General features: G+C 32.6%; 31 protein-coding genes and 2 pseudogenes. All 33 read right to left on the reverse strand.

Going from position 1 to position 18,043, the window contains the following annotated elements:
• Positions 1-133 precede the first annotated feature (133 nt).
• A complete protein-coding gene (locus tag BOD01S_RS11955; protein ID WP_036153592.1) occupies positions 134-547 on the reverse strand; it encodes a hypothetical protein in 414 nt (137 codons plus the stop codon).
• Between the two features lie 126 nt (positions 548-673).
• Positions 674-1,066 (reverse strand): ribonuclease toxin immunity protein CdiI, encoded by a 393-nt coding sequence (gene cdiI / locus BOD01S_RS11960; RefSeq protein ID WP_036153589.1) that lies wholly within the window; start codon positions 1,064-1,066, stop codon positions 674-676.
• Positions 1,067-1,258: 192 nt separating this feature from the next.
• Positions 1,259-1,750: a hypothetical protein gene (locus tag BOD01S_RS11965; protein ID WP_036153588.1), complete on the reverse strand. Its 492-nt coding sequence runs from the start codon at positions 1,748-1,750 to the stop codon at positions 1,259-1,261.
• A 29-nt stretch (positions 1,751-1,779) separates the two neighbouring features.
• Positions 1,780-1,995, reverse strand: a complete 216-nt coding sequence (locus BOD01S_RS11970; protein WP_036153586.1) for a hypothetical protein — start codon at positions 1,993-1,995, stop codon at positions 1,780-1,782.
• Positions 1,996-2,314: 319 nt separating this feature from the next.
• Entirely contained in the window at positions 2,315-2,713 is a 399-nt protein-coding gene (locus BOD01S_RS11975) for a hypothetical protein (RefSeq protein ID WP_036153585.1), read from the reverse strand.
• A gap of 297 nt (positions 2,714-3,010) precedes the next feature.
• Positions 3,011-3,448: a hypothetical protein gene (locus tag BOD01S_RS11980; protein WP_156117019.1), complete on the reverse strand. Its 438-nt coding sequence runs from the start codon at positions 3,446-3,448 to the stop codon at positions 3,011-3,013.
• A gap of 856 nt (positions 3,449-4,304) precedes the next feature.
• Complete coding sequence (locus tag BOD01S_RS11985; RefSeq protein WP_036153581.1) at positions 4,305-4,688, reverse strand: hypothetical protein; 384 nt, start codon at positions 4,686-4,688, stop codon at positions 4,305-4,307.
• A gap of 58 nt (positions 4,689-4,746) precedes the next feature.
• Positions 4,747-5,061 carry a hypothetical protein gene (locus BOD01S_RS11990; RefSeq protein WP_036153580.1) on the reverse strand — a complete coding sequence of 105 codons (315 nt, stop codon included), beginning with the start codon at positions 5,059-5,061 and terminating at the stop codon, positions 4,747-4,749.
• 15 nt (positions 5,062-5,076) lie between these two features.
• Entirely contained in the window at positions 5,077-5,256 is a 180-nt protein-coding gene (locus BOD01S_RS23540; RefSeq protein WP_081977916.1) for a colicin E3/pyocin S6 family cytotoxin, read from the reverse strand.
• A gap of 24 nt (positions 5,257-5,280) precedes the next feature.
• Positions 5,281-5,670 carry a hypothetical protein gene (locus BOD01S_RS23545; protein ID WP_036153577.1) on the reverse strand — a complete coding sequence of 130 codons (390 nt, stop codon included), beginning with the start codon at positions 5,668-5,670 and terminating at the stop codon, positions 5,281-5,283.
• Positions 5,671-6,203: 533 nt separating this feature from the next.
• Positions 6,204-6,812, reverse strand: coding sequence for a pentapeptide repeat-containing protein (locus BOD01S_RS12000; protein ID WP_036153574.1), 609 nt, complete (start codon positions 6,810-6,812; stop codon positions 6,204-6,206).
• A gap of 13 nt (positions 6,813-6,825) precedes the next feature.
• Positions 6,826-6,966: a hypothetical protein gene (locus tag BOD01S_RS23305; RefSeq protein WP_156117017.1), complete on the reverse strand. Its 141-nt coding sequence runs from the start codon at positions 6,964-6,966 to the stop codon at positions 6,826-6,828.
• A gap of 152 nt (positions 6,967-7,118) precedes the next feature.
• Positions 7,119-7,271: a pre-toxin TG domain-containing protein gene (locus tag BOD01S_RS23990; protein WP_081977915.1), complete on the reverse strand. Its 153-nt coding sequence runs from the start codon at positions 7,269-7,271 to the stop codon at positions 7,119-7,121.
• 151 nt (positions 7,272-7,422) lie between these two features.
• The gene (locus BOD01S_RS12005; RefSeq protein WP_052124791.1) at positions 7,423-8,058 is read right to left on the reverse strand and encodes a hypothetical protein; all 636 of its coding nucleotides are present in this window, start codon (positions 8,056-8,058) and stop codon (positions 7,423-7,425) included.
• A 393-nt stretch (positions 8,059-8,451) separates the two neighbouring features.
• The gene (locus BOD01S_RS12010; RefSeq protein ID WP_036153572.1) at positions 8,452-8,928 is read right to left on the reverse strand and encodes a hypothetical protein; all 477 of its coding nucleotides are present in this window, start codon (positions 8,926-8,928) and stop codon (positions 8,452-8,454) included.
• A gap of 207 nt (positions 8,929-9,135) precedes the next feature.
• A complete protein-coding gene (locus BOD01S_RS12015; protein ID WP_036153569.1) occupies positions 9,136-9,507 on the reverse strand; it encodes a hypothetical protein in 372 nt (123 codons plus the stop codon).
• 265 nt (positions 9,508-9,772) lie between these two features.
• The gene (locus BOD01S_RS12020; protein WP_036153567.1) at positions 9,773-10,102 is read right to left on the reverse strand and encodes a hypothetical protein; all 330 of its coding nucleotides are present in this window, start codon (positions 10,100-10,102) and stop codon (positions 9,773-9,775) included.
• Positions 10,103-10,716: 614 nt separating this feature from the next.
• The gene (locus tag BOD01S_RS12025; protein ID WP_036153565.1) at positions 10,717-11,004 is read right to left on the reverse strand and encodes a hypothetical protein; all 288 of its coding nucleotides are present in this window, start codon (positions 11,002-11,004) and stop codon (positions 10,717-10,719) included.
• 15 nt (positions 11,005-11,019) lie between these two features.
• Positions 11,020-11,193 carry a hypothetical protein gene (locus BOD01S_RS22970; RefSeq protein WP_156117016.1) on the reverse strand — a complete coding sequence of 58 codons (174 nt, stop codon included), beginning with the start codon at positions 11,191-11,193 and terminating at the stop codon, positions 11,020-11,022.
• Positions 11,194-11,315: 122 nt separating this feature from the next.
• A complete protein-coding gene (locus BOD01S_RS23310; RefSeq protein WP_156117015.1) occupies positions 11,316-11,465 on the reverse strand; it encodes a hypothetical protein in 150 nt (49 codons plus the stop codon).
• A 430-nt stretch (positions 11,466-11,895) separates the two neighbouring features.
• A complete protein-coding gene (locus BOD01S_RS12030) occupies positions 11,896-12,318 on the reverse strand; it encodes a hypothetical protein (RefSeq protein WP_036153562.1) in 423 nt (140 codons plus the stop codon).
• A 3-nt stretch (positions 12,319-12,321) separates the two neighbouring features.
• Positions 12,322-12,609: a hypothetical protein gene (locus tag BOD01S_RS12035; RefSeq protein WP_036153559.1), complete on the reverse strand. Its 288-nt coding sequence runs from the start codon at positions 12,607-12,609 to the stop codon at positions 12,322-12,324.
• Between the two features lie 192 nt (positions 12,610-12,801).
• Positions 12,802-13,095: pseudogene (locus BOD01S_RS22975) on the reverse strand (transposase); the annotation flags it as partial.
• A gap of 270 nt (positions 13,096-13,365) precedes the next feature.
• Positions 13,366-13,665, reverse strand: a complete 300-nt coding sequence (locus BOD01S_RS12040) for a contact-dependent growth inhibition system immunity protein (RefSeq protein ID WP_036153557.1) — start codon at positions 13,663-13,665, stop codon at positions 13,366-13,368.
• Positions 13,666-13,682: 17 nt separating this feature from the next.
• Positions 13,683-13,838, reverse strand: a pseudogene (locus BOD01S_RS23895) (WXG100 family type VII secretion target); the annotation flags it as partial.
• A gap of 275 nt (positions 13,839-14,113) precedes the next feature.
• Positions 14,114-14,497, reverse strand: a complete 384-nt coding sequence (gene cdiI, locus BOD01S_RS12045; RefSeq protein WP_036153555.1) for a ribonuclease toxin immunity protein CdiI — start codon at positions 14,495-14,497, stop codon at positions 14,114-14,116.
• 20 nt (positions 14,498-14,517) lie between these two features.
• Complete coding sequence (locus BOD01S_RS12050; RefSeq protein WP_063180335.1) at positions 14,518-15,285, reverse strand: CdiA family toxin C-terminal domain-containing protein; 768 nt, start codon at positions 15,283-15,285, stop codon at positions 14,518-14,520.
• A gap of 242 nt (positions 15,286-15,527) precedes the next feature.
• Positions 15,528-16,031, reverse strand: coding sequence for a hypothetical protein (locus BOD01S_RS12055; protein WP_036150273.1), 504 nt, complete (start codon positions 16,029-16,031; stop codon positions 15,528-15,530).
• Between the two features lie 14 nt (positions 16,032-16,045).
• Positions 16,046-16,339: a hypothetical protein gene (locus BOD01S_RS23315; RefSeq protein ID WP_036150274.1), complete on the reverse strand. Its 294-nt coding sequence runs from the start codon at positions 16,337-16,339 to the stop codon at positions 16,046-16,048.
• Positions 16,340-16,557: 218 nt separating this feature from the next.
• Positions 16,558-16,905 carry a hypothetical protein gene (locus BOD01S_RS12065; protein ID WP_036150276.1) on the reverse strand — a complete coding sequence of 116 codons (348 nt, stop codon included), beginning with the start codon at positions 16,903-16,905 and terminating at the stop codon, positions 16,558-16,560.
• Between the two features lie 15 nt (positions 16,906-16,920).
• Positions 16,921-17,214: a hypothetical protein gene (locus BOD01S_RS12070; RefSeq protein WP_036150277.1), complete on the reverse strand. Its 294-nt coding sequence runs from the start codon at positions 17,212-17,214 to the stop codon at positions 16,921-16,923.
• Between the two features lie 12 nt (positions 17,215-17,226).
• Positions 17,227-17,517, reverse strand: coding sequence for a hypothetical protein (locus BOD01S_RS12075; protein ID WP_081977850.1), 291 nt, complete (start codon positions 17,515-17,517; stop codon positions 17,227-17,229).
• A gap of 3 nt (positions 17,518-17,520) precedes the next feature.
• On the reverse strand, positions 17,521-17,829 hold the full coding sequence (locus BOD01S_RS12080; protein ID WP_244887310.1) for a hypothetical protein: 309 nt from the start codon (positions 17,827-17,829) through the stop codon (positions 17,521-17,523).
• Positions 17,830-18,043: the final 214 nt, after the last annotated feature.

The raw sequence follows: 18,043 nt of genomic DNA on the forward strand, positions 1-18,043 counted from the left end.
AATTCTAATAGACTGGGCCGCTTTTTTACTAACTTAAGTGTCTCCTTAAAATTTGTAGAATGCTATGGCATTGTTTTACTCCGTAAGGGAGGTAATTAAACTTCTATCACTTTTTCATTGCCCCAAAATTCTCTCAAGTTGAAGCCGAGTAAAATTCCTCTAAAGAGATTGCCTCAATAGAGCTGCAATAAAATTCAATAAATTTATATCCATCATTTTCTCCATATCCGCTATCATCATGAACGTGATACCTTTGAGTGCTATCCCATCCCGACTCTTTTTTATCATGTATAATTAAACTATTTGTTAAATAAAGTTTTGTCACTTTCTTTAAAGAAAAATCTGAAACATTATAATATCTTTTTTTCAATTTAAAACATTGTTTTGTTTTTATTATTTCTACTTTAAAGGTAAGATCCAGTACCGTTATATAATTATCTTCATAATCTGGTTCGATATTATATTTAATTTCAGTTATTTCTTCAAAAGTCCATGCTCCCTTACAATTCAACTTATCTACGATATTTTGATAATTTTCAATATACACCTCAAGTTCTCCTCCTATTAATCAATAAGTTCCATATGATTCATATCTTTGGTTGTCTTTGCTGTCCCCTACCTTCCTATTTGATTATAAATAACCCTTTTTATTCTCAGTATATCCACCCTTTTCTTACTTCCTTATTTCAATACCTAATCTCTTTTTGATTTGGGCTAAGTCCCCTTCAACAATTAATTTATCCTCAGGAAATATGGATAGGTACTCCTGGGCTATTTTAAGTAAATATTCGAAAAACACCTTATAATCCACAATTGAATGTACTTCTGTACCAGTTACTGGTGGGGTTGTTGTAAAGTTTACTCCAGTATCTCCAAAGTACTCCTCATCATTCGGAGTGCATTCAGTTGCAAAGTAACAGCTAGTATAACCAATACCAAATCCTTTCCCGTTTTTAAATTCATTAAGGGCTTCTAAAAAATATCCATAACCTAAAGTATTGTAGTATGCTTCCATATTCTTGACCTTTTCTTGGGTGTCTTTTACATAATAAATTTCATTATCCATAAGTTATTAAACCTGCCTTTTAATTATTGTTTCGAGTTTACAGGGAAGACTTTATCTTTAAATTAAATTGAACTCGAAACCCAGAATTAGTTACTCAATTTATTTGAGATAATGTAATGGCTAATCCAATCTCTCCCATATCATTTAAATAAATTAAGTCATATCTATAGTTTGCTTTTAAACTATTTTTCCTTAGCCTCTTTTAAAATCTTTTCCTCTTGAATTTTTGTAGCACCAATCACTCTGGTACGGCATGCTAGTAATTTTATCTAGGTCCTCTAGAGTATAAAACCATTCTTCCTCTACCCATATTTTTGCTGCCGGATAAATCTTAAGTATAGCGTGTGAAAATCGCAATAATAAATCTTCATTATCATCAAAATCGTCAGATACTACTGCTTTAAAATATTCATTATTCGTATCATCCCATTTAAAACTCACTAATTGATATTCATACGGTTCATCATATAAGCTAAAACAAATAGTTCTTGAATAATTCTCCCTAAATGGTATGTCACTTATATAAACTCGGGTGTATTTTAGTGTCCCGTCTCTATCGTAAGTTTCTTCGTCATTATCAAAGAAAAGATTCTCCTCTATACATATTTTATTAAGATCCCTCAATAAATCATTTGCTGGAATACTTTCTCCACGTTTAAATAATAAAAAAGATGACATTCCCATTACTACAGTACTCCCCCTAACTCTTCAAGCTAATTTACAACTGTTACACCCTTGCTGTTAAGTTCTTGATTCATTTTAGTTGTTTGTGGATTTGAGGTATCAATAATCTCATCAACATACAGTACAGTCTCTCTGCCCTCATAATTAAAGAATGAAGAGCTACTTGGATTAATACACTTATCAATTTGATCCATTTTAACAGCATACATTGACTTCTTAAACTCAATAATTTGATGTTGTGTCATAATATCAATATCTCCTGCTGATTTACAGATGGGGATATTATGTAATTTTAAACCTACCCTGTTACTTCCAACTTTTGTTAAACATAATTTCTAACTTTACCCTCTATGGCTTTACCAACATTACCACTATTCCTTGCACTTTCAATTGCATTTGGAATATTCTTAGGGTTTTGTTCAATCCACTTTATTTTACTACCGTGTGGGTTTTCACATTCAACTCATAAATTTAGATGTGTTATTGAATAAATCGATGACTTACTCGGTCCTGGCAAGCCCCATGAGTCTGTAAAAGAGATTACACAAAAATCTTTACAAACCTTTATATAATGACGTTAAAAGGTGCATGACCTGTTTCAGCATTCCTTAATAATGTTGGTTTTCTAAAACGTAAACTAGTTTCCAATTTGAATATGGCGACATCTCCTTGCATCTCCATAAAAGATATATTAATCCACATGGGAGCTTTTGGGAAAAGTCCTCCTAAAACTCCTACCACATCCTCTAATAGTAGTTTTTTATCACCAATATTCTCTTTAGATAATACAAGACGTTTCATCATTTCATCGCTACCATCTAATAGTTTCCCATGTTCCTCCACAGGCTCTATAACAAATTTAACTATATCACTTGAAATTTCCCTACCCTCTTTTATCTTATCAACTGCTTTAGATAAATTTGTTGAAAAAATTTCTTCATTCATTTGAGTAACTTTTGTCAAAACTTCTCCTCCTTTATTTCCATTTAGTTGATTGTATTTTCTTTAATTTAGCTAAATCAACATAGCCATTGCTCGTTAGTTCTAATTGGTATATTTCTAACCACGAGTTTTTCGTCTTTATTCCAGCACTATTAAAAATTTGCTCATAGTTTTTGGCTTACTCAGCTGTTGGAGTATAGTGTCCTGATTCATTTGTTATTTTTCTAACATTTCCATTAGCATCAACTTTTTATTTTCCAGCAGCTTTTTTCGCTAAATGAGAATGCCCTCGTTTAATCTTTAATTTACCATTTATATCTATGATGAAGTTAACTTCTTTAATTCGATCTCTAATCTTAACTTGACCATTCTCCAAAACATATCCAAAGCTCTTCCTTGCTGAATCTCATTTAGATATCTGTTTTGAATTATTTGAACTGGTTGTCTAGATACCGAAACAACACTATTATCCGTAACATTATCTACAGCCTTACCTGCATCCCTCGCAGCACCTATAACATCCCCTGCCTTATCCAATAGCTTCGCAGGCTTAAAGAAGGTGAACCTAATTGCCATTGCTTTTTTAACTACTGTTGCTTCTGGGTCCAGTATAGTTCTAATATCCCCTGCAAAGAAATCATACGCGGCCATGGCATATGGTGCCAGTCCGCCTGGGCCATTGCCGCCCAGCACCTTCCGCATGCCTTCATAGGTAAGCTCTTCCTTCGAAACTACCTCCTGCATATAAATTGTCATCTCCCCTATTTATCATACTTCCTTCGCAAAGCAAGTATTAAAACAAAGTACCTTGATGGTACAACCATCATGAGTTATGAATTTCATAAGCATTTTTTACATTGTCTATAACTCATAAAAAACACTTGATGCCTGAAATGGCAATCAAGTGTTTTACAACTAGCTATATGACTATTGTGAGTATTGATACTTTATGAAATTAAACTTCTTCTCCTTTTGATCAGTAGTTATCTTTAAAAATTCTATATTTCTGCTGTCAACTTTTAATATTTATCCATCAATTCAGGGTAATCAGGGAAATACTCATCGTCGTCAGCAAAAACTAATCCTGCATGAAGTTTATCCTCATATCATTTGTCGTGCCTGACACCTTTATCTTGAAATAGTTGATCGACATTGTCTTGCTCCGTTATGGAATACATATATTAATCGAATAGTTCGATGTCGTTTCAGGTACCAAGCGCAGAACATCCTATTATTTTTAATTTTAAAAAACGTTGCCGACTTAGTAGCAACGTTTCTTCATATTGTCCTCGTATTAGGGACCAATTCACACATTTTTCTTTCGTGGTACCTGGTCCTAGTATTTCTCTTTCAGTTTTTCGATCATATTTTCATAATCAAGAAATTCTGTTAGTTCTATGGCTATTAGTGAATTGATTGCCGTTTCCAATTGTAAATGGAAAATCTCCGCAATATTTTAATTTTTCACTAGGGCATAGACGATTTCTATCATAAATCGATTTAATAGGAAAGATCTCTTTTTAGGATTGGTTGTGGTGACTTAATTAGGACAAAAAAAGATCTTCTTTTTCTATTGAAACTTCCTTTGGCACAAAATATTTTATACTATCCTCTAAATCCCTAATCCTTGTTTTACACTTATCAATAAAGCACTTTTTTCATCTTCTTGAACTATATATTTTCCAATATTCCTCTCCAAATAACTATAAAATTCTTCAAATGTGAGATATGCTTGACTATCTTCATTTATAGTGGAAGCTATTGAATCAATTTCAATCAAAACATGGTAATCATCCAAAGGAATTTTAAACTGCGCCAAATCATTTTCATCTAAATCATTTTTGAATAAAATAGCTTTTCTTTCGACAACACATCCTTCTTTCAGGCTAAAATTTTGCAATACATCTTTCATTCTTTTCCTCATATTTATTTCTGTAAAAATATCTTCTAAAAGAATTTCTATTTCTTCATAATCATTCACTAGTTTGTATACCATATTTTACTCCTTAATCTAAGATAGGATAAAAATTCTTTATTTTTCTGCTATCATCAAATTACTTTACAACACACTCGGGATTAAAATTTACAAACACAGAGTCTGTACCATCATCCATCATTCTTTTTAATTCTCTCCCTAGTGAATAATTGGAACTTGGTTCTGTTTGCAATACACAAATGATATTTCCACCTTCTCCTTGTGAAAGACAGGTTAATTGTAAGTAGTCATTATTATCATATATAAATGACACTATATAATCATAGAACTCTTTTTCAGAATTATTCACTCCAAAAACCCTAACTATAGTCCCGCTCCAAATTTGAGTCTCGTCTGAAATTTCCCTTACAGGGATCCAATCACTCTTAAGCATCCCACTACATCCTTTCTATTTAACTTTTAAATTATGACCACCAGATGCATCGGCAGGTTTAGTTGGCATAAAATCAAAATCAACCTCCCCTAGATGTTTTCCTTTGCTATTTGTTTTTTCAAACCTACCATGCTGTGTATCTACCGAATACAAATCTCCTGTTTTTGGGTCTTTATATACTTCTCTACGATTAATCTTACTTAACTTTGAATCCTTTACTCAACTAGCATTTTTAGCAACTTCCTGAGCTTTTGCTTTAACAGCTGCAACACGCTCGGCTGGTGGCAACTTGACTAACGATTTTTCAAAATCTTTAGCACCATTACCTGTACGCTTACCGCCAACCTTCTCATCCAGCTTCTTCGCCATCTGAACAGCGGCTTTCTTTAAGTCCTGTACCACTTCACTTACTGTCTTCAGAACTTTTATGCTGCCTAGCAGTGTAGCCGCTTCATACGTAAGAGATGTTTTAACATCCCCTAATTTTTTCGTATAATTTTTAAAGTACGTATACCCCTTCTGCAGTGGGGACTTTATATAATCGTCGTACACTTTCTTGGCAGCTTTTTTCACCTTGTCTGGATGAAGGACATTCTTTACTTGTCTCACCACTTCTTTCCCCGTATTAATGGCGCCTTTGCCTACCTTAGCTCCTACTCTGACAAGCGGCTCTCCGGGAATAGCTGCTAATTTTGTCGCCGTTGATTGGATTTACGCCGAAGACTTCTTCGAGTCCGTCCTTAATATTAGAGATACCCAGCTAAAAGACTTCTCTTCCGATTTATATACCTTTTAGGATTCCTCCTTCGTCAGATTCAGCGCCTTTATCATAATCTTCACTCTTTAAAACTCCAGCAATTTCATTTACACTCTTCCCACTAGATGCACTTGGGTTTGATTCAATTGTTTCAATTGATTTAACTGTAACTTTACCATCATTATTTTAAGGTTCATAATATATGATCAACTAATCAAAGATTTTTAGAAAACAGACTCCTAAATAATTTATCACACTACTGTTTTTTCATCTTTCAACTGAAAAAATCCGACAAAAAAGCTGATAGATCAGTTTTTCTGTCGGGTTTTGTTATATGTTAATGAATAATCTAGGATTAGAATAATTGTTTTTTCGGAAGAATATTTTATTGTAGTAAAGTCTTCATCTCATAGTTTGATAAGCCACTTTTAGACTCTCCATTAATTACAATTGTTGAATTTACAAATTGGGTCTCACTAAAACCTGTAATATTTTGAAATGTCGTTTTCTCAAAGTAACAATTAATAAATTTTACATTTTTAAAAGTTGAATCATTAAATGATGCTGATTTAAACTGTGTATTTTTAAAAACCACTTCTAAAAAATGCGAATCATCCAAATAGGTTAATTCATATTTGGAATCGAAAACGTTCACATTGTGAAATTGAGATTCATAAAAAGTAGTTCTAAATAAATCAAATCTATTTATTTCTGTTGAATTAAAAATTGAATAGTCAGCATTACCTTTCCTAAAAGTATTTTCTGAGAACTTACATTTATCAAAAATACTACCACAAAGCGTTGCTCCACTTAAATATACTTTTGAAAAATCACAACTATTAAACTTAACCTCTAAGAAGTTGCTATTATTTAAATCATATCCCGTGAATACTATGTCATCAAATGAAGTATCTTCGTAAATTAGTTCACACACTTCTTTAGATAATCCCATTGAAAACTCTGTATATTTTTTTAGTTTGGTAAATAAATCCATATATTAGCACCTCCTAAGGCCACACTACTACCTTACCCTTTAAACCTCGATTAGAAATTTCTTGCAAAAGTCCTGTTTTATTTTCCTTACTCATATTAGAAACATCAAGTATAACATTTTCTCCTTCTTCTAAAGATTTATCAATTGACTTCATTGCGCTTTTAAGTTTATAACCACCCTTTTTAGGAGGATAATTTGAGTTAAAAGACTTGACATCCCAGGCTTGCCCTTTGGTATCAAAAATTCAGCCTTGCAAGATGGAGAGCGGATTCTTTTATATTATGTATGACTTCATGTAGATGGCTGCTATGCACCTCCTCCATTCCATCCACCAATCTTATCCCCTGTGATCAGATTTACACCAAAGACTCCTTCAAATCCGGCCTTAATATTGGAAACACCAAGTACAAAGTCCACAACTGTCGAGACTAAGTTAAAAGACTTCGTTCCAGATTCTATACCTTATTAATATTCCTTTTTGGAGAACTTCAGCACTATTTCAACGAAAGCCTCTCTTTCCTCTTTTGTCCCGCTCAAATATCAGCTGATTTAATCTAAACTAAAGTAAAAAACCTTGAAAAGCATTTAGCCAATCCAGGTTCTAAAGTAACTATTTGATTAAATCATTTATTACCTTACATTTCATTTCCGCTTCACTTTTATTATTCGATTTTAGTAAAAGATTATTTAAAAAGTCATCAATAAAATTCTTAATAGTAGATTCAAATAAGTCTAGCGGAATATATTCAATGCCATGTGGATGAGTAAAAGAAATTCCTTCTAAAGAATATGTCAATTCGTTATTCCACGAAATTTCTATTTCATCATTAACTCTTCTAAAAAATACATCAGGTAAAAAGGAACCTGCTCTACTTGAAAACCAAGAATGTTTAAACTCCCAATCTTGCTTTTTATCGAACCATTCATCAAATTCATCGTCATCATCCGAATCGAATAACAAACAGTTATTTATAAGTTCAAGAGAGTTTTGCCCCTCAACAGGAAGGGGGAACTGCTTATCATTTAAAATATATTTTAGATTTTCACTGAACCATTCAACGATATAAATCAAATTCCATTGAAAATCTCCAGCAACATTATTTCTACTAAAATGACATACATCCTTTCCACTAATAAACAGTGCAAATCTTCCCCATGTTTCCCTACTCAAACTATTCTCATTAAAAGGATTATTTATAAACTCATATTGAATAGCAAAAGTATTTTTATTACCGAATATCTTCATAATTAATCACCCCATTTATTTTTAAGGAATTTATTGTATTCTACTTTAGTTATTTTACCGCCTTTAAGCATCTGTCTTAATTCATCAGCAGGTACTTCCTTGTTCGGATTTTTAACTTCATATGGATGCCGACCTGTTTGACCTTATGGTTGAAACTTAATAGGCTTTCCTTCATAAATATTATAAAGTTGCTTATTTTTAGTAGATGAATATGCTGAATCCAATAGTTCTTGCCCTACACCTTCTTCTACATTGGCTCAAGCGACAAAAGTAGCTGTACATCTTACAAAAGGATTAAGGAGAGATATCTAGCACATTGACCCATAAATTCTTTGTTACCTTAACTCCTATTAAGAACCAAAAAATTACATAATTTTATAATTTTAAATTATATTACCGCATTTCGTTTTCCTGAAAATGATTTAATACTGATTGTTTAATCTCCACATTCCTACCATAAAACTCAAAAAATGAATAATCGAAAGCACGAATTTCTATTTCTGCAAAGGGGTGTTGTAAACCCTCACTTTCTTCAGTTCCGGGTAAACAGCCGAAATCCCAATTAACCTCCTTCCCTTTTTGAACAGCGATGAATACTCCTGACTCAAATTGTATTACCTTCTTTACTTTATCTATTAATTCATTTGTCGAAAGTACAACACAAAGTCCCGATGTATTCAGGGGAAACAAATCAAGAAGGCCGGAATTACTAGTCCCTAGCACATCAAAAATATACCAATCATAATTTTCAGTATGATTTTTTATGGATTTTAAAACTTCAGCAAATTGCCATCCTAAACAAGAAAGCTCTTCATTAAAAAAATCCATACCACGTATCGTTAGCTTAAAAGCAGGCTCTTCTAAAATCACAACTTCATTCCTTTACAAATTATTCTTTAATGTTTCATGCTTCGCTCTTAAAAACAGCTTTGTGGAAATGTGGGTTCATATGGTCTTCTCTCCCATGGTCTGTCCAGTCTGTCCGTTGAATAAATTTCCTCCATACTATTGTAGACTTTTCCTACTGGTTCCCAAATCTCATACAGAAGGTACACTTCAATATATCGTTTAACACTTTTATAATGTTTTTAAATACTCTATTTCTTCATCTGTCCATTTTTTATGAATCAACTCACAAATTTGATCAGAGAGAGAGAAAATCTCGTTCCACTCTGAACTTTTTTTTATAGAAGGACTGTCCCATACTTTTATTTGATCTACCAAAAAGTATACACTTTGTAATTCCCGACATTTCCCTAAAATTTCCTCATCTATAATTCCTTCATTACTTAGTCTATCAAGAGTAAATTTACTTAAGTAAGCTGGTGCCTCTATTGCAAACTCTTCAAGAAGATAATACTCAATTAACTCATCTGACAATGTTAAAACATTAGAATTCGAATGTTTTAAGGTCTCTAAAAGTAGTTCAAATGATTCTCCAATTGTCATCACAATTTACTCCCCTTCTTTATTCAGTCCGTATTGTAGTACCTTGATCATCAATAGCAGGAACGTAACCATCCCCTTATACATCTTTTTTTGTAAATCCAGTGCAAATCCTGCCGCCTAGCCTGTGCTTATTCTAAAGCACAGCTTCTCAACTTCTTTGATAAATACTGAAACCCATAAAATTAGTTGCTTTTCAGGGTCTGTTTCAAGTAGACCTATCTATTTTTGGTTGATTGACAGGTCTACTCCACTCAGCATAAAATTGTCACAGTTTTAAAACAGTCTTTATCCTGTCCATAAGTAAATGCACTTGGTGTTTCCGATGCGGATTTTCCTGAATAAATTCCATACAAGTTTCTTTCAAACAATCATAAAAATCTGGACTATTCATAATGATTTCGTTATATGATGCAGTATTAATAAATATCATTATCCCTTCTTTAAATCCCATCTCCTCTGAATGCTCTGGAAGTTCATAACCCATCATATGATCCTGCCACGGCTCTCTCTTGGATAGACTCTCTAGTACTTTGATTAAATCACTCTTTAAAAAAGAAAAAAAATCTTGGATGACTGGCTGTTTTTCTATTAACATAATACCCCTCCCAATTGTTTCGATACTGGATATGCATTTCATATAATCGTCATAAACTCTCTTGGCCACATCTTTTGGCTTATCTGAATCGAGAACGTTCTTGATTATATGGAGATCCTATCATTAATTTTAAAGATATCCTTGCCCCATCTGATAAGCGATCTACCTAAGATAGCCGTTCATGCAAACTCCTGATTCTAACCACTGATCTTGTTACTAGTAATCGAATTTATTCTATTTTACATGTAAAATTAAAGGAAAACAGATGCTACCTTTACCGCAAAGAGCTTAGCCGCTACTCTAAGTATACTTATCTTGCCTTGTTTATTTCTCATCCTTAATTTCTTTGTATGCCAAAAAGGCTCACTCCTAACTCATAATTCAAGTTGGAAGAGCCTTTGAAAATTAATCATATGTGATTGTCTTTTTTTAAGTACATTACTTAAATTCTATTCATTGCTTAAGCTACTATTTTCCAGCCATTTTCTAGCTTCCTCATCTATTGGAATTATTCGGAAATTCATCCTATGAGGTACACTCATGAAAGTTACTAAAGAGGGTTACTCTTTTCAATGAGACTGCGTTCTCAAACTGTAATCATTTCTTAGTAACTACTAATTTTCATCAATTACTTGTATTCCTTTAACTTGAGCACGGTCATTAATCTCTTTGATTAAATTGTTTCTATAAACTGATATTGCTCCGTGTATTTCTCTTTCACCATCTGCATCCATATATTCCGGAAATAAAATAAAATTTGTTTGATCCATTTTTTTTATTATATATTCATTTCCTTCAAATTCTCCACATCTGATATGATAGGAAGTTATAAAAGACATGATATCTTCATATAATTCCTGTGTATTAATTTCTGCCTGCAAAAATCCTTCTAAAACATTCATAATAATCTCACCTTTCTATTTTATGGGATAAGCAGATAACATGCCTCCAACTTCTGATAATACAACTTTAATTAAGTTTTCTCCCTTTGTTCCTATAGTTTTTCCAGCGTCAATTATTACTGAATAACTCTGTTTTCCCATTTTAGTTAATCCATTATCTGTTATTGACTGGACTGTTCCGTTTTTCATTGAATCCTTCAATATTTGCTCGGCAGCACCTTTAGAATCTCCTAAAAACTTTGCTCCATTACCTTTAGTTGTTGATAAATGCTTTGGTTTGACATATGCATCATCAATATTAAATTTATCAACTACTTTTTTGCCTTGTTTAAAAATCTGATCAACAGCATCAACAGCCTTACCTGCATCCCTCGCAGCACCTGCAACATCCGCTTATCCAATAGCTTCGCAGGCTTAAAAAAACTATTTATATCCTTGTTCATCGCCACGAGCTTTGTCATTATCGTTTATTTAGTCACTATTCCATACAAAAACTATCTCCTGCATGTAAAATGTCATCTCGCCTAATTCTCACACTTTTCTTCCTAGAACCTGTTTACATAGAACTCCTTGATGGCCCAGCCTTCATGAGTTTTCGATTCTCAAACAAATCATTTTCTTATTGTCTCACACAAATATCAGCTGATTTAATATAAATTAAAGTAAAAACCTTGAAAGGCATTCAGCCAATCAAGGTGTTTGCTTGGAAATCAGGATTAATCTCTCTTGATACAAAATATCATTATTTGTACCTCAAATTTAATCCATGTACTCCTCAGCAATTTGTATACTTTAAAATGGATCTTTAATTACTATCTTCCCTAGATCAAAGATATCAAGACTTTAAACATTGTAAGTTTGGATTTTACGGTATTCCACACTAGTGACAGACTATTTAAATTTTTCCAAACTATAATACGGATTAGAAATATTCTCGCCTACTTCCTCTATTGTTTCCTGTATTTCATCTAGGATTGATTTATCTATATCCTTATAATGTTCCAGTGATTCTTTTATTTTATTAAAGCAAATTTCTAGACCGAGATTTACTACAATAGAAAGAATAATATCTACTTCATCATAGGAATCTGTATTCCATAATCTAGAGAGAGTTCTATCAATATCATTTCGTATATCACTTCTTAATAACTCGTATGTCATAACTTGCCTGTCTGTTAATTGACTAAGGATTAATAAAAAACCATCTTTTTCTATTTTATTATTTCTAAATTGATCTAATGCATTTTGAAACATTGATATTAGTGTTCCAGTTGGTATTCTATCAGGTAGATTCTCAATTTCATTTATATCCATATTTTATTTCCCTTCTATTGGAATATGAACCTCATTTAAAGATTGATTTTTTGTCCATGTTCCGTCTGATTTTAGCTGTTTATTTCCGATTTTTATCTGTGCAGTCCATCTTGAACCTGATGCTGATCCTGGATATTTGCTTGCCGCTATAGGGTCTGGAGAATGCCATCGAATAATAGCCTTTTGTCCATCGGCAAGAGTAAATTCATATTTTGCTCCATCAGTAATAGTATCGGTTGGTTTAAATGAATTTGGAATATTCGAAGGAATCATTGATTCCAAATTAGACATACTAATTTCTCCATTTTTTAGTTGATTTTGAGCAGTATGTCTGGCCTGATCTCTGGTCTGATTCCCGATATTACCCGTACCCTTAGTTCTATCTAAAGTTATACATTAGATAAGGTAACAGTTTAGTATCACCGCCACCTTTATCCATTAACTAGTTTTCGTCTTTACCTGTTCATGCATGATATATGCTGTCTAATTCTTCATCATGCCATAGATGATATTAACCAGCCTTCTCATGATACATATAAGGGCTTGTTTATTCGTTTTCCCCTCTCATAGCTTTTTCTGATAGTACTCGTAAAATGCAGGATTACGCGGTGTTTTCCTTCACTTACCTACTTGGACTTGTTGGACAGCTAGGTTGTAAAAAATATGATGAAGGTTTCTATTCCCTTGTTGACTTTTCTGATAAGTTTCTTTACCGCCCGAACCGAATAATACGGGGACGTTTCTTGCATAACGTGCAAGTCTATTAGAATTAGAAAAGTAGGAAGAAAGCGAAGGTAGACTATTCGAAGCTGGAAATAGCGGTATCTGATGATATTTTGGATATTTACTGATGGCGATCAGAAGTAATTAGGATATTCATTTTAAAATGATTTGGCTCTCTATATAATTTGATTTAACATCATATAGGGATTACAAAGGGTACCTCTAATACCTGAATAAAAAGTGGTTTGTTCGGCATTGGGTAGCCCCGCGAAAAAGAAACCTTGAAAGGCATTTAGCCAACCAAGGTTTTCTATTTAAACAATTCTATTTTGTTTTCACACCTTCTTTTATTTGCTCTACTAATTGAATTAACCACTGGAGCGGGGTTAATTCAATTGCTGGAAAATAAATTTCTGCATTATTTTGTATATTGTTTTCCTTTTCTTGTTTTGTTAATTCACTATTTAAAAATTCTTCACAATGCTTTATTGTAACCATCAAACATTTTTTACTAGCTTCTTTTATAAACTCATCTAATGCTTGTTCAGGAGAACCGATATCTTGGTGGAATGTTCCACTTAAAAAATCTTCTAACTCCTCTAAGAAATCAAAACTTTCATCCATTTAAATTCCCCACTTTCTTATTTTTCTAGGTATCCCGTAAGAATAAAACTACCTTCCTTATCCTTTTTCAGTATAATCTTTGCTTTGGTAACATCTTCTACTACATCTGAGTCCCTTGATACACTTCTGCCAATTATCTCTCCATCTCCCTCGTATCTTAATGGTAATTGTGGGAGCTTTATTTAACACCTATACTGTAAACCACAAATTCTCACAGTAAATATGGGTTGTCTTCCTAAAGTCGTATTGTTTTAACCATAACAAAAAACCTTGAAAGGTAGTTAGCCTATCAAGGTGATAGTTAAATATTCAAAAAGTAATTTTATTCCTACTCCAAATTTAACATTTAACCCAAATAATACTTCTTCTCACATATATACTAGTACTTTTGATTAATCTAAAATCTGGTAAATGTGTCTTAAAATATCTATTTCTTCTCCATCTTAAATTATGATAAATTTAATATTTCTTTTATTTCTTTTAAGGAAACTTCAACTCTTGTTCGATCTTGAGGGCGTCTTGTTAAATAGTCTTCCCCAGCCTCTGTTAAATATTGAAAAAATACATTTTCATCTACAATAGCATTTTCCTCAACTTCAGCCATAGGAGGTTGTATACTAAAGTTAACACCAGTTTCACCAAAATATCCCTCTTCTCCTGGCTTATATTCATTTGAAAAAATACAACATACTGGATCAATCCCAAAACCTTGTTTGTTTTTGAAATTTTCAATTGCTTCCATAAACTTCCTATCACCTATTATTTTGTAATATAGACGCATCAACTCAACTTTTTCTGAAAATTCTTCAATAATAAAAACTTCCTCACTCATAACAAACACTCCTTTAACATTTAATCTAGAACTGGGAAGAAATTCGAAATCTCACCTGTATTTTTGTATCTAAATCCCATAAATTCTAATCTTTTCCCATTTACATTGACATACCCTTCTACCATATTACTTGGTGACCTATCTCCACCTTGAATTATCCTATTATTACTAATACCTTCTTCCATTGCTTCCCTACCCAACTTTAATATCTGTTCATCAGAAAAAACCTTTGGGTCATATACTGTCTTAGGATTCTTATACTCTTTCCACTGTCCAGTAAAGTTACCTTTTCCACCATTTTCTTTACTCAATCCATCATAAACAGGAAGCTTATATTTTACCTCATAAATTCCTGAAATATCAGGATGAGGCGTTTTAGTAACAGCTTGATTAATATCCTTAACTTGATTACCAAAGTTATCTAAAATCAATTGTTCAAAGTTCTCAAGATTGTGACCACCCTTTATTCCAATATTCGGTTTTGCTTTAAAACCCTCCACTTCGGTTAAATGTGTATCATAACCCTTTTTAAAAGTAACATCTTTTACGGTACCCTTATCTACCGCCTTACCTGCATCCCTCGCAGCACCTGCAACGTCCCCTGCCTTATCCAATAGCTTCGTATGCTTAAAGAAGGTGAACCAGATAACCATTGATTTTTCAACTGCGGTATTCTCCGAATCCAGTATAGGTTTAATATCCTCTGTAAAGAAATCATACGCGGCCATGGCATATGGCGCAAGCCTGTCCGGTGTACTCTGGCCATTACCGCCCAGCACCTTCCGCATACCTTCATAGGTAATCCCTTCCTTCGAAAACTACCTCCTGCATGTAAAATGTCATCTCGCCTAATTCTCACACTTTTCTTCCTAGACAACTGTTTACATAGTACTCCTTGATGGTCCAGTCTTCATGCGCTCTCGATTCTCAAACAAATCATCTTCTTATTGTCTCACTCAAATATCAGTTGATTTAATATAAATTAAAGAAAAAACCTTGAAAGGCATTTAGCCAATCAAGGTTATAACAATTAATTATTAGTGATTATATAGCATACATTAAACAATATTTTTTTATTTTTTAAATCTTGAATAAAATTACTAAGTGATATAGTGCCTTGAATAATCTCATAATCACCACCCTGATATCTAGCTAAAAACATTAAGGTATTACTTGGAGATTGTTTAATTAAAAATTCTAATATTGCTACAAACTCTTCCGAATATTCTTTATGAATAACTAATGGAGTTAAGTTATAAATAACATCCTCATCGTCAATCCAAAAAGGAATAGGTAATTTTTCTGACTCTATTTCAAAATCAGAGGTACAAAGTAAAAATGCATTTTTAATCCCATTATCCTCTTTAACTAATGAGTACCAAATTCCTTTTGTTTGACTCATAAAATTCCATGTACAATCCAACCTCAAAACCATTTTATCGTCCACTTCATTTATTACTTCTATAAAAGAGAGAAATGGAATCGGTAATGGTTTATTTTGATTAACCACTAATATATTTATTTCAAATGACATAGCTATCACCTTTCTTACGGTAGAAAATCGTTTATATTCCAATTAGTATCAAACGAAGTCTTTCCATTTCTAGACATTACTCTGATTGTACCATCTGAACTTAGATGAATATCAGGATTATTACCCACTTTTTTCATAGAGTCTTTATACGGAGAGTTTTTATTGGTAAGGTCTTTAACTATATCCTGTTTCACTTGGTGGAACTCCCCTTTCTTCAAGTCAAACTTCCTCTCTATTTCTTTAGCTGAGTAGTTTTTAAAATCTTTACCCGTACCCTTATATCCAGACAATAGGATTGTATAGAACATTTATAAAAAACACAAACCACAATACAAGCGCCTAGCTCACATTGTGGTTTATTGATTATATTGTAAGTTCTGCTGATAGGATTGAAAATAAAATATCTGGATAAATTATTATGTGTCTAGCTTTCTTTGAAGATATAGACAATGAGTTTGCGTCTACTGCTAACTCTAATCTATACGCATTAATCAACATCAATTATCTAAAAGGAAGATTATTTTTACTACAAACTATATTCTAGCTCATAGATTAAATTTTGTACCATTTTTATATTTTCACTTTTTAATAATTGTGGATTTAATACTGATACAAAGCTTAATAACTTTTGTGCATTTATGAGTGTCTCTTTTACAAAGATATCTATATCAGTTAAACTTTCTTTCCAACTCGAATATCTAAATTCTTTATGAGGTTCATAGATAAATAAATCTAGAATTAAATCTCTTTCGATGTCTTCTACTAAGCTAACACATACTTGATTTTCTTGTCCTATAAATTCGAACCACCAATTTGCACTATCCGGAATTCGATATGCCACATAATTATACTCTTTAATTTTTTGAGCTAACATCAATAAATCAATGAATCACCTTATTAACCTTTCGTTACCAAAGGGACAATCATCAAAAAACATTCCATATTTATTACCATTAAAATTTAGCTCTATTATTCCTTCTATATCTTGTTTAGTAAAATCAAACTCTTCTGCAGACATTTTCTTTATTTCACCAAAATTATCACATGCTTTAAAAGAAATTGTAAAAATACCAACCACTCCTAATCTATTCTTTAATTTTAAGCCTTGGTATCTTTGATTAAGTGAAGATAGTAATCCAAGATCTGTTTTAACCGTTGGAAACTTGGCTGATGGGGATTTCATTCTAGCAACAAATTATTTAAATTTTTCTAAACTATAATAAGGATTAGAGATATTCTCACCTACTTCGTCATAGGAATCTGTATTCCATAATTGAGAGAGAGTTATATCTATATCATTTCTTATATCACTTCTTAATAACTCATATGTCATAACTTGCCTTTCTATTAGTTGACTAAGGATTAATAAAAAACTATCTTTTTCAATTTTATTGTTTTTAAATTGATCTAATGCATTCTGAAACAATGATATTAATGTTCCAGTTGGAATTCTATCAGGTAGATTCTCAATTTCATTGATATCCATATTTTATTTCCCTTCTATTGAAATATGAACTTCATTTAAAGATTGATTTTTTGTCCATGTTCCGTCTGATTTTAACTGTTTATTTCCGATTTTTATCTGGGCGGTCCATCTCGAACTTGATGCTGATCCTAGATATTTGCCTGCCGCTATAGGGTCTGGTGAATGCCATCGAATAATCGCCTTTTGTCCATCGGCAAGAGAAAATTCATATTTTGCTCCCTCAGTAATAATATCAGTTGGTTTAAATGAATGTGGAATATACAAAGGAATCTTTGATTCCAAACTAGACATATTAACATCTCCATTTTTCATTAGATTTTGAGCAATATGTCTGACCGGATCCCTAGTCATGGATGAAGGACGTTCTTTACTTGTCCTACCATTTTTTCCTCATGTTAATGGCGCCTTTGCCTACCTTAGCTCCTACTCTGACAAGCTGCCCCCGGGAATAGCCACTAATTTTGGCGACATTGATTGGATTTACGCCGAAGACTTCTTCAATTCCGTCCTTACTATTAGAAATACC

The organism is Lysinibacillus odysseyi 34hs-1 = NBRC 100172 (assembly GCF_001591965.1).
GTDB lineage: Bacteria > Bacillota > Bacilli > Bacillales_A > Planococcaceae > Lysinibacillus_B > Lysinibacillus_B odysseyi.

What these genes read in the sequence shown, in the direction of transcription:
- BOD01S_RS22970 (WP_156117016.1), bottom strand. Translation starts at nt 11,193, where the DNA reads ATGAAAAACGGAACAGTCCAGTCAATAACAGATAATGGATTAACTAAA.
- BOD01S_RS12055 (WP_036150273.1), bottom strand. Translation starts at nt 16,031, where the DNA reads ATGTCATTTGAAATAAATATATTAGTGGTTAATCAAAATAAACCATTA.
- BOD01S_RS11965 (WP_036153588.1), bottom strand. Translation starts at nt 1,750, where the DNA reads ATGGGAATGTCATCTTTTTTATTATTTAAACGTGGAGAAAGTATTCCA.
- BOD01S_RS12005 (WP_052124791.1), bottom strand. Translation starts at nt 8,058, where the DNA reads ATGAAGATATTCGGTAATAAAAATACTTTTGCTATTCAATATGAGTTT.
- BOD01S_RS12025 (WP_036153565.1), bottom strand. Translation starts at nt 11,004, where the DNA reads ATGAATGTTTTAGAAGGATTTTTGCAGGCAGAAATTAATACACAGGAA.
- BOD01S_RS11990 (WP_036153580.1), bottom strand. Translation starts at nt 5,061, where the DNA reads ATGCTTAAGAGTGATTGGATCCCTGTAAGGGAAATTTCAGACGAGACT.
- BOD01S_RS12020 (WP_036153567.1), bottom strand. Translation starts at nt 10,102, where the DNA reads ATGTTAATAGAAAAACAGCCAGTCATCCAAGATTTTTTTTCTTTTTTA.
- BOD01S_RS12000 (WP_036153574.1), bottom strand. Translation starts at nt 6,812, where the DNA reads ATGGATTTATTTACCAAACTAAAAAAATATACAGAGTTTTCAATGGGA.
- BOD01S_RS11985 (WP_036153581.1), bottom strand. Translation starts at nt 4,688, where the DNA reads ATGGTATACAAACTAGTGAATGATTATGAAGAAATAGAAATTCTTTTA.
- BOD01S_RS11970 (WP_036153586.1), bottom strand. Translation starts at nt 1,995, where the DNA reads ATGACACAACATCAAATTATTGAGTTTAAGAAGTCAATGTATGCTGTT.
- BOD01S_RS12065 (WP_036150276.1), bottom strand. Translation starts at nt 16,905, where the DNA reads ATGTTAGCTCAAAAAATTAAAGAGTATAATTATGTGGCATATCGAATT.
- BOD01S_RS12070 (WP_036150277.1), bottom strand. Translation starts at nt 17,214, where the DNA reads ATGAAATCCCCATCAGCCAAGTTTCCAACGGTTAAAACAGATCTTGGA.
- BOD01S_RS12015 (WP_036153569.1), bottom strand. Translation starts at nt 9,507, where the DNA reads ATGACAATTGGAGAATCATTTGAACTACTTTTAGAGACCTTAAAACAT.
- cdiI (WP_036153589.1), bottom strand. Translation starts at nt 1,066, where the DNA reads ATGGATAATGAAATTTATTATGTAAAAGACACCCAAGAAAAGGTCAAG.
- BOD01S_RS12050 (WP_063180335.1), bottom strand. Translation starts at nt 15,285, where the DNA reads ATGCGGAAGGTGCTGGGCGGTAATGGCCAGAGTACACCGGACAGGCTT.
- BOD01S_RS12040 (WP_036153557.1), bottom strand. Translation starts at nt 13,665, where the DNA reads ATGGATGAAAGTTTTGATTTCTTAGAGGAGTTAGAAGATTTTTTAAGT.
- BOD01S_RS23310 (WP_156117015.1), bottom strand. Translation starts at nt 11,465, where the DNA reads ATGACAAAGCTCGTGGCGATGAACAAGGATATAAATAGTTTTTTTAAG.
- BOD01S_RS12075 (WP_081977850.1), bottom strand. Translation starts at nt 17,517, where the DNA reads ATGGATATCAATGAAATTGAGAATCTACCTGATAGAATTCCAACTGGA.
- BOD01S_RS12030 (WP_036153562.1), bottom strand. Translation starts at nt 12,318, where the DNA reads ATGGATATAAATGAAATTGAGAATCTACCTGATAGAATACCAACTGGA.
- BOD01S_RS12080 (WP_244887310.1), bottom strand. Translation starts at nt 17,829, where the DNA reads ATGAAAAATGGAGATGTTAATATGTCTAGTTTGGAATCAAAGATTCCT.
- BOD01S_RS12035 (WP_036153559.1), bottom strand. Translation starts at nt 12,609, where the DNA reads ATGTCTAATTTGGAATCAATGATTCCTTCGAATATTCCAAATTCATTT.
- BOD01S_RS23315 (WP_036150274.1), bottom strand. Translation starts at nt 16,339, where the DNA reads ATGTTCTATACAATCCTATTGTCTGGATATAAGGGTACGGGTAAAGAT.
- cdiI (WP_036153555.1), bottom strand. Translation starts at nt 14,497, where the DNA reads ATGAGTGAGGAAGTTTTTATTATTGAAGAATTTTCAGAAAAAGTTGAG.
- BOD01S_RS11980 (WP_156117019.1), bottom strand. Translation starts at nt 3,448, where the DNA reads ATGACAATTTATATGCAGGAGGTAGTTTCGAAGGAAGAGCTTACCTAT.
- BOD01S_RS23305 (WP_156117017.1), bottom strand. Translation starts at nt 6,966, where the DNA reads ATGAAGTCAATTGATAAATCTTTAGAAGAAGGAGAAAATGTTATACTT.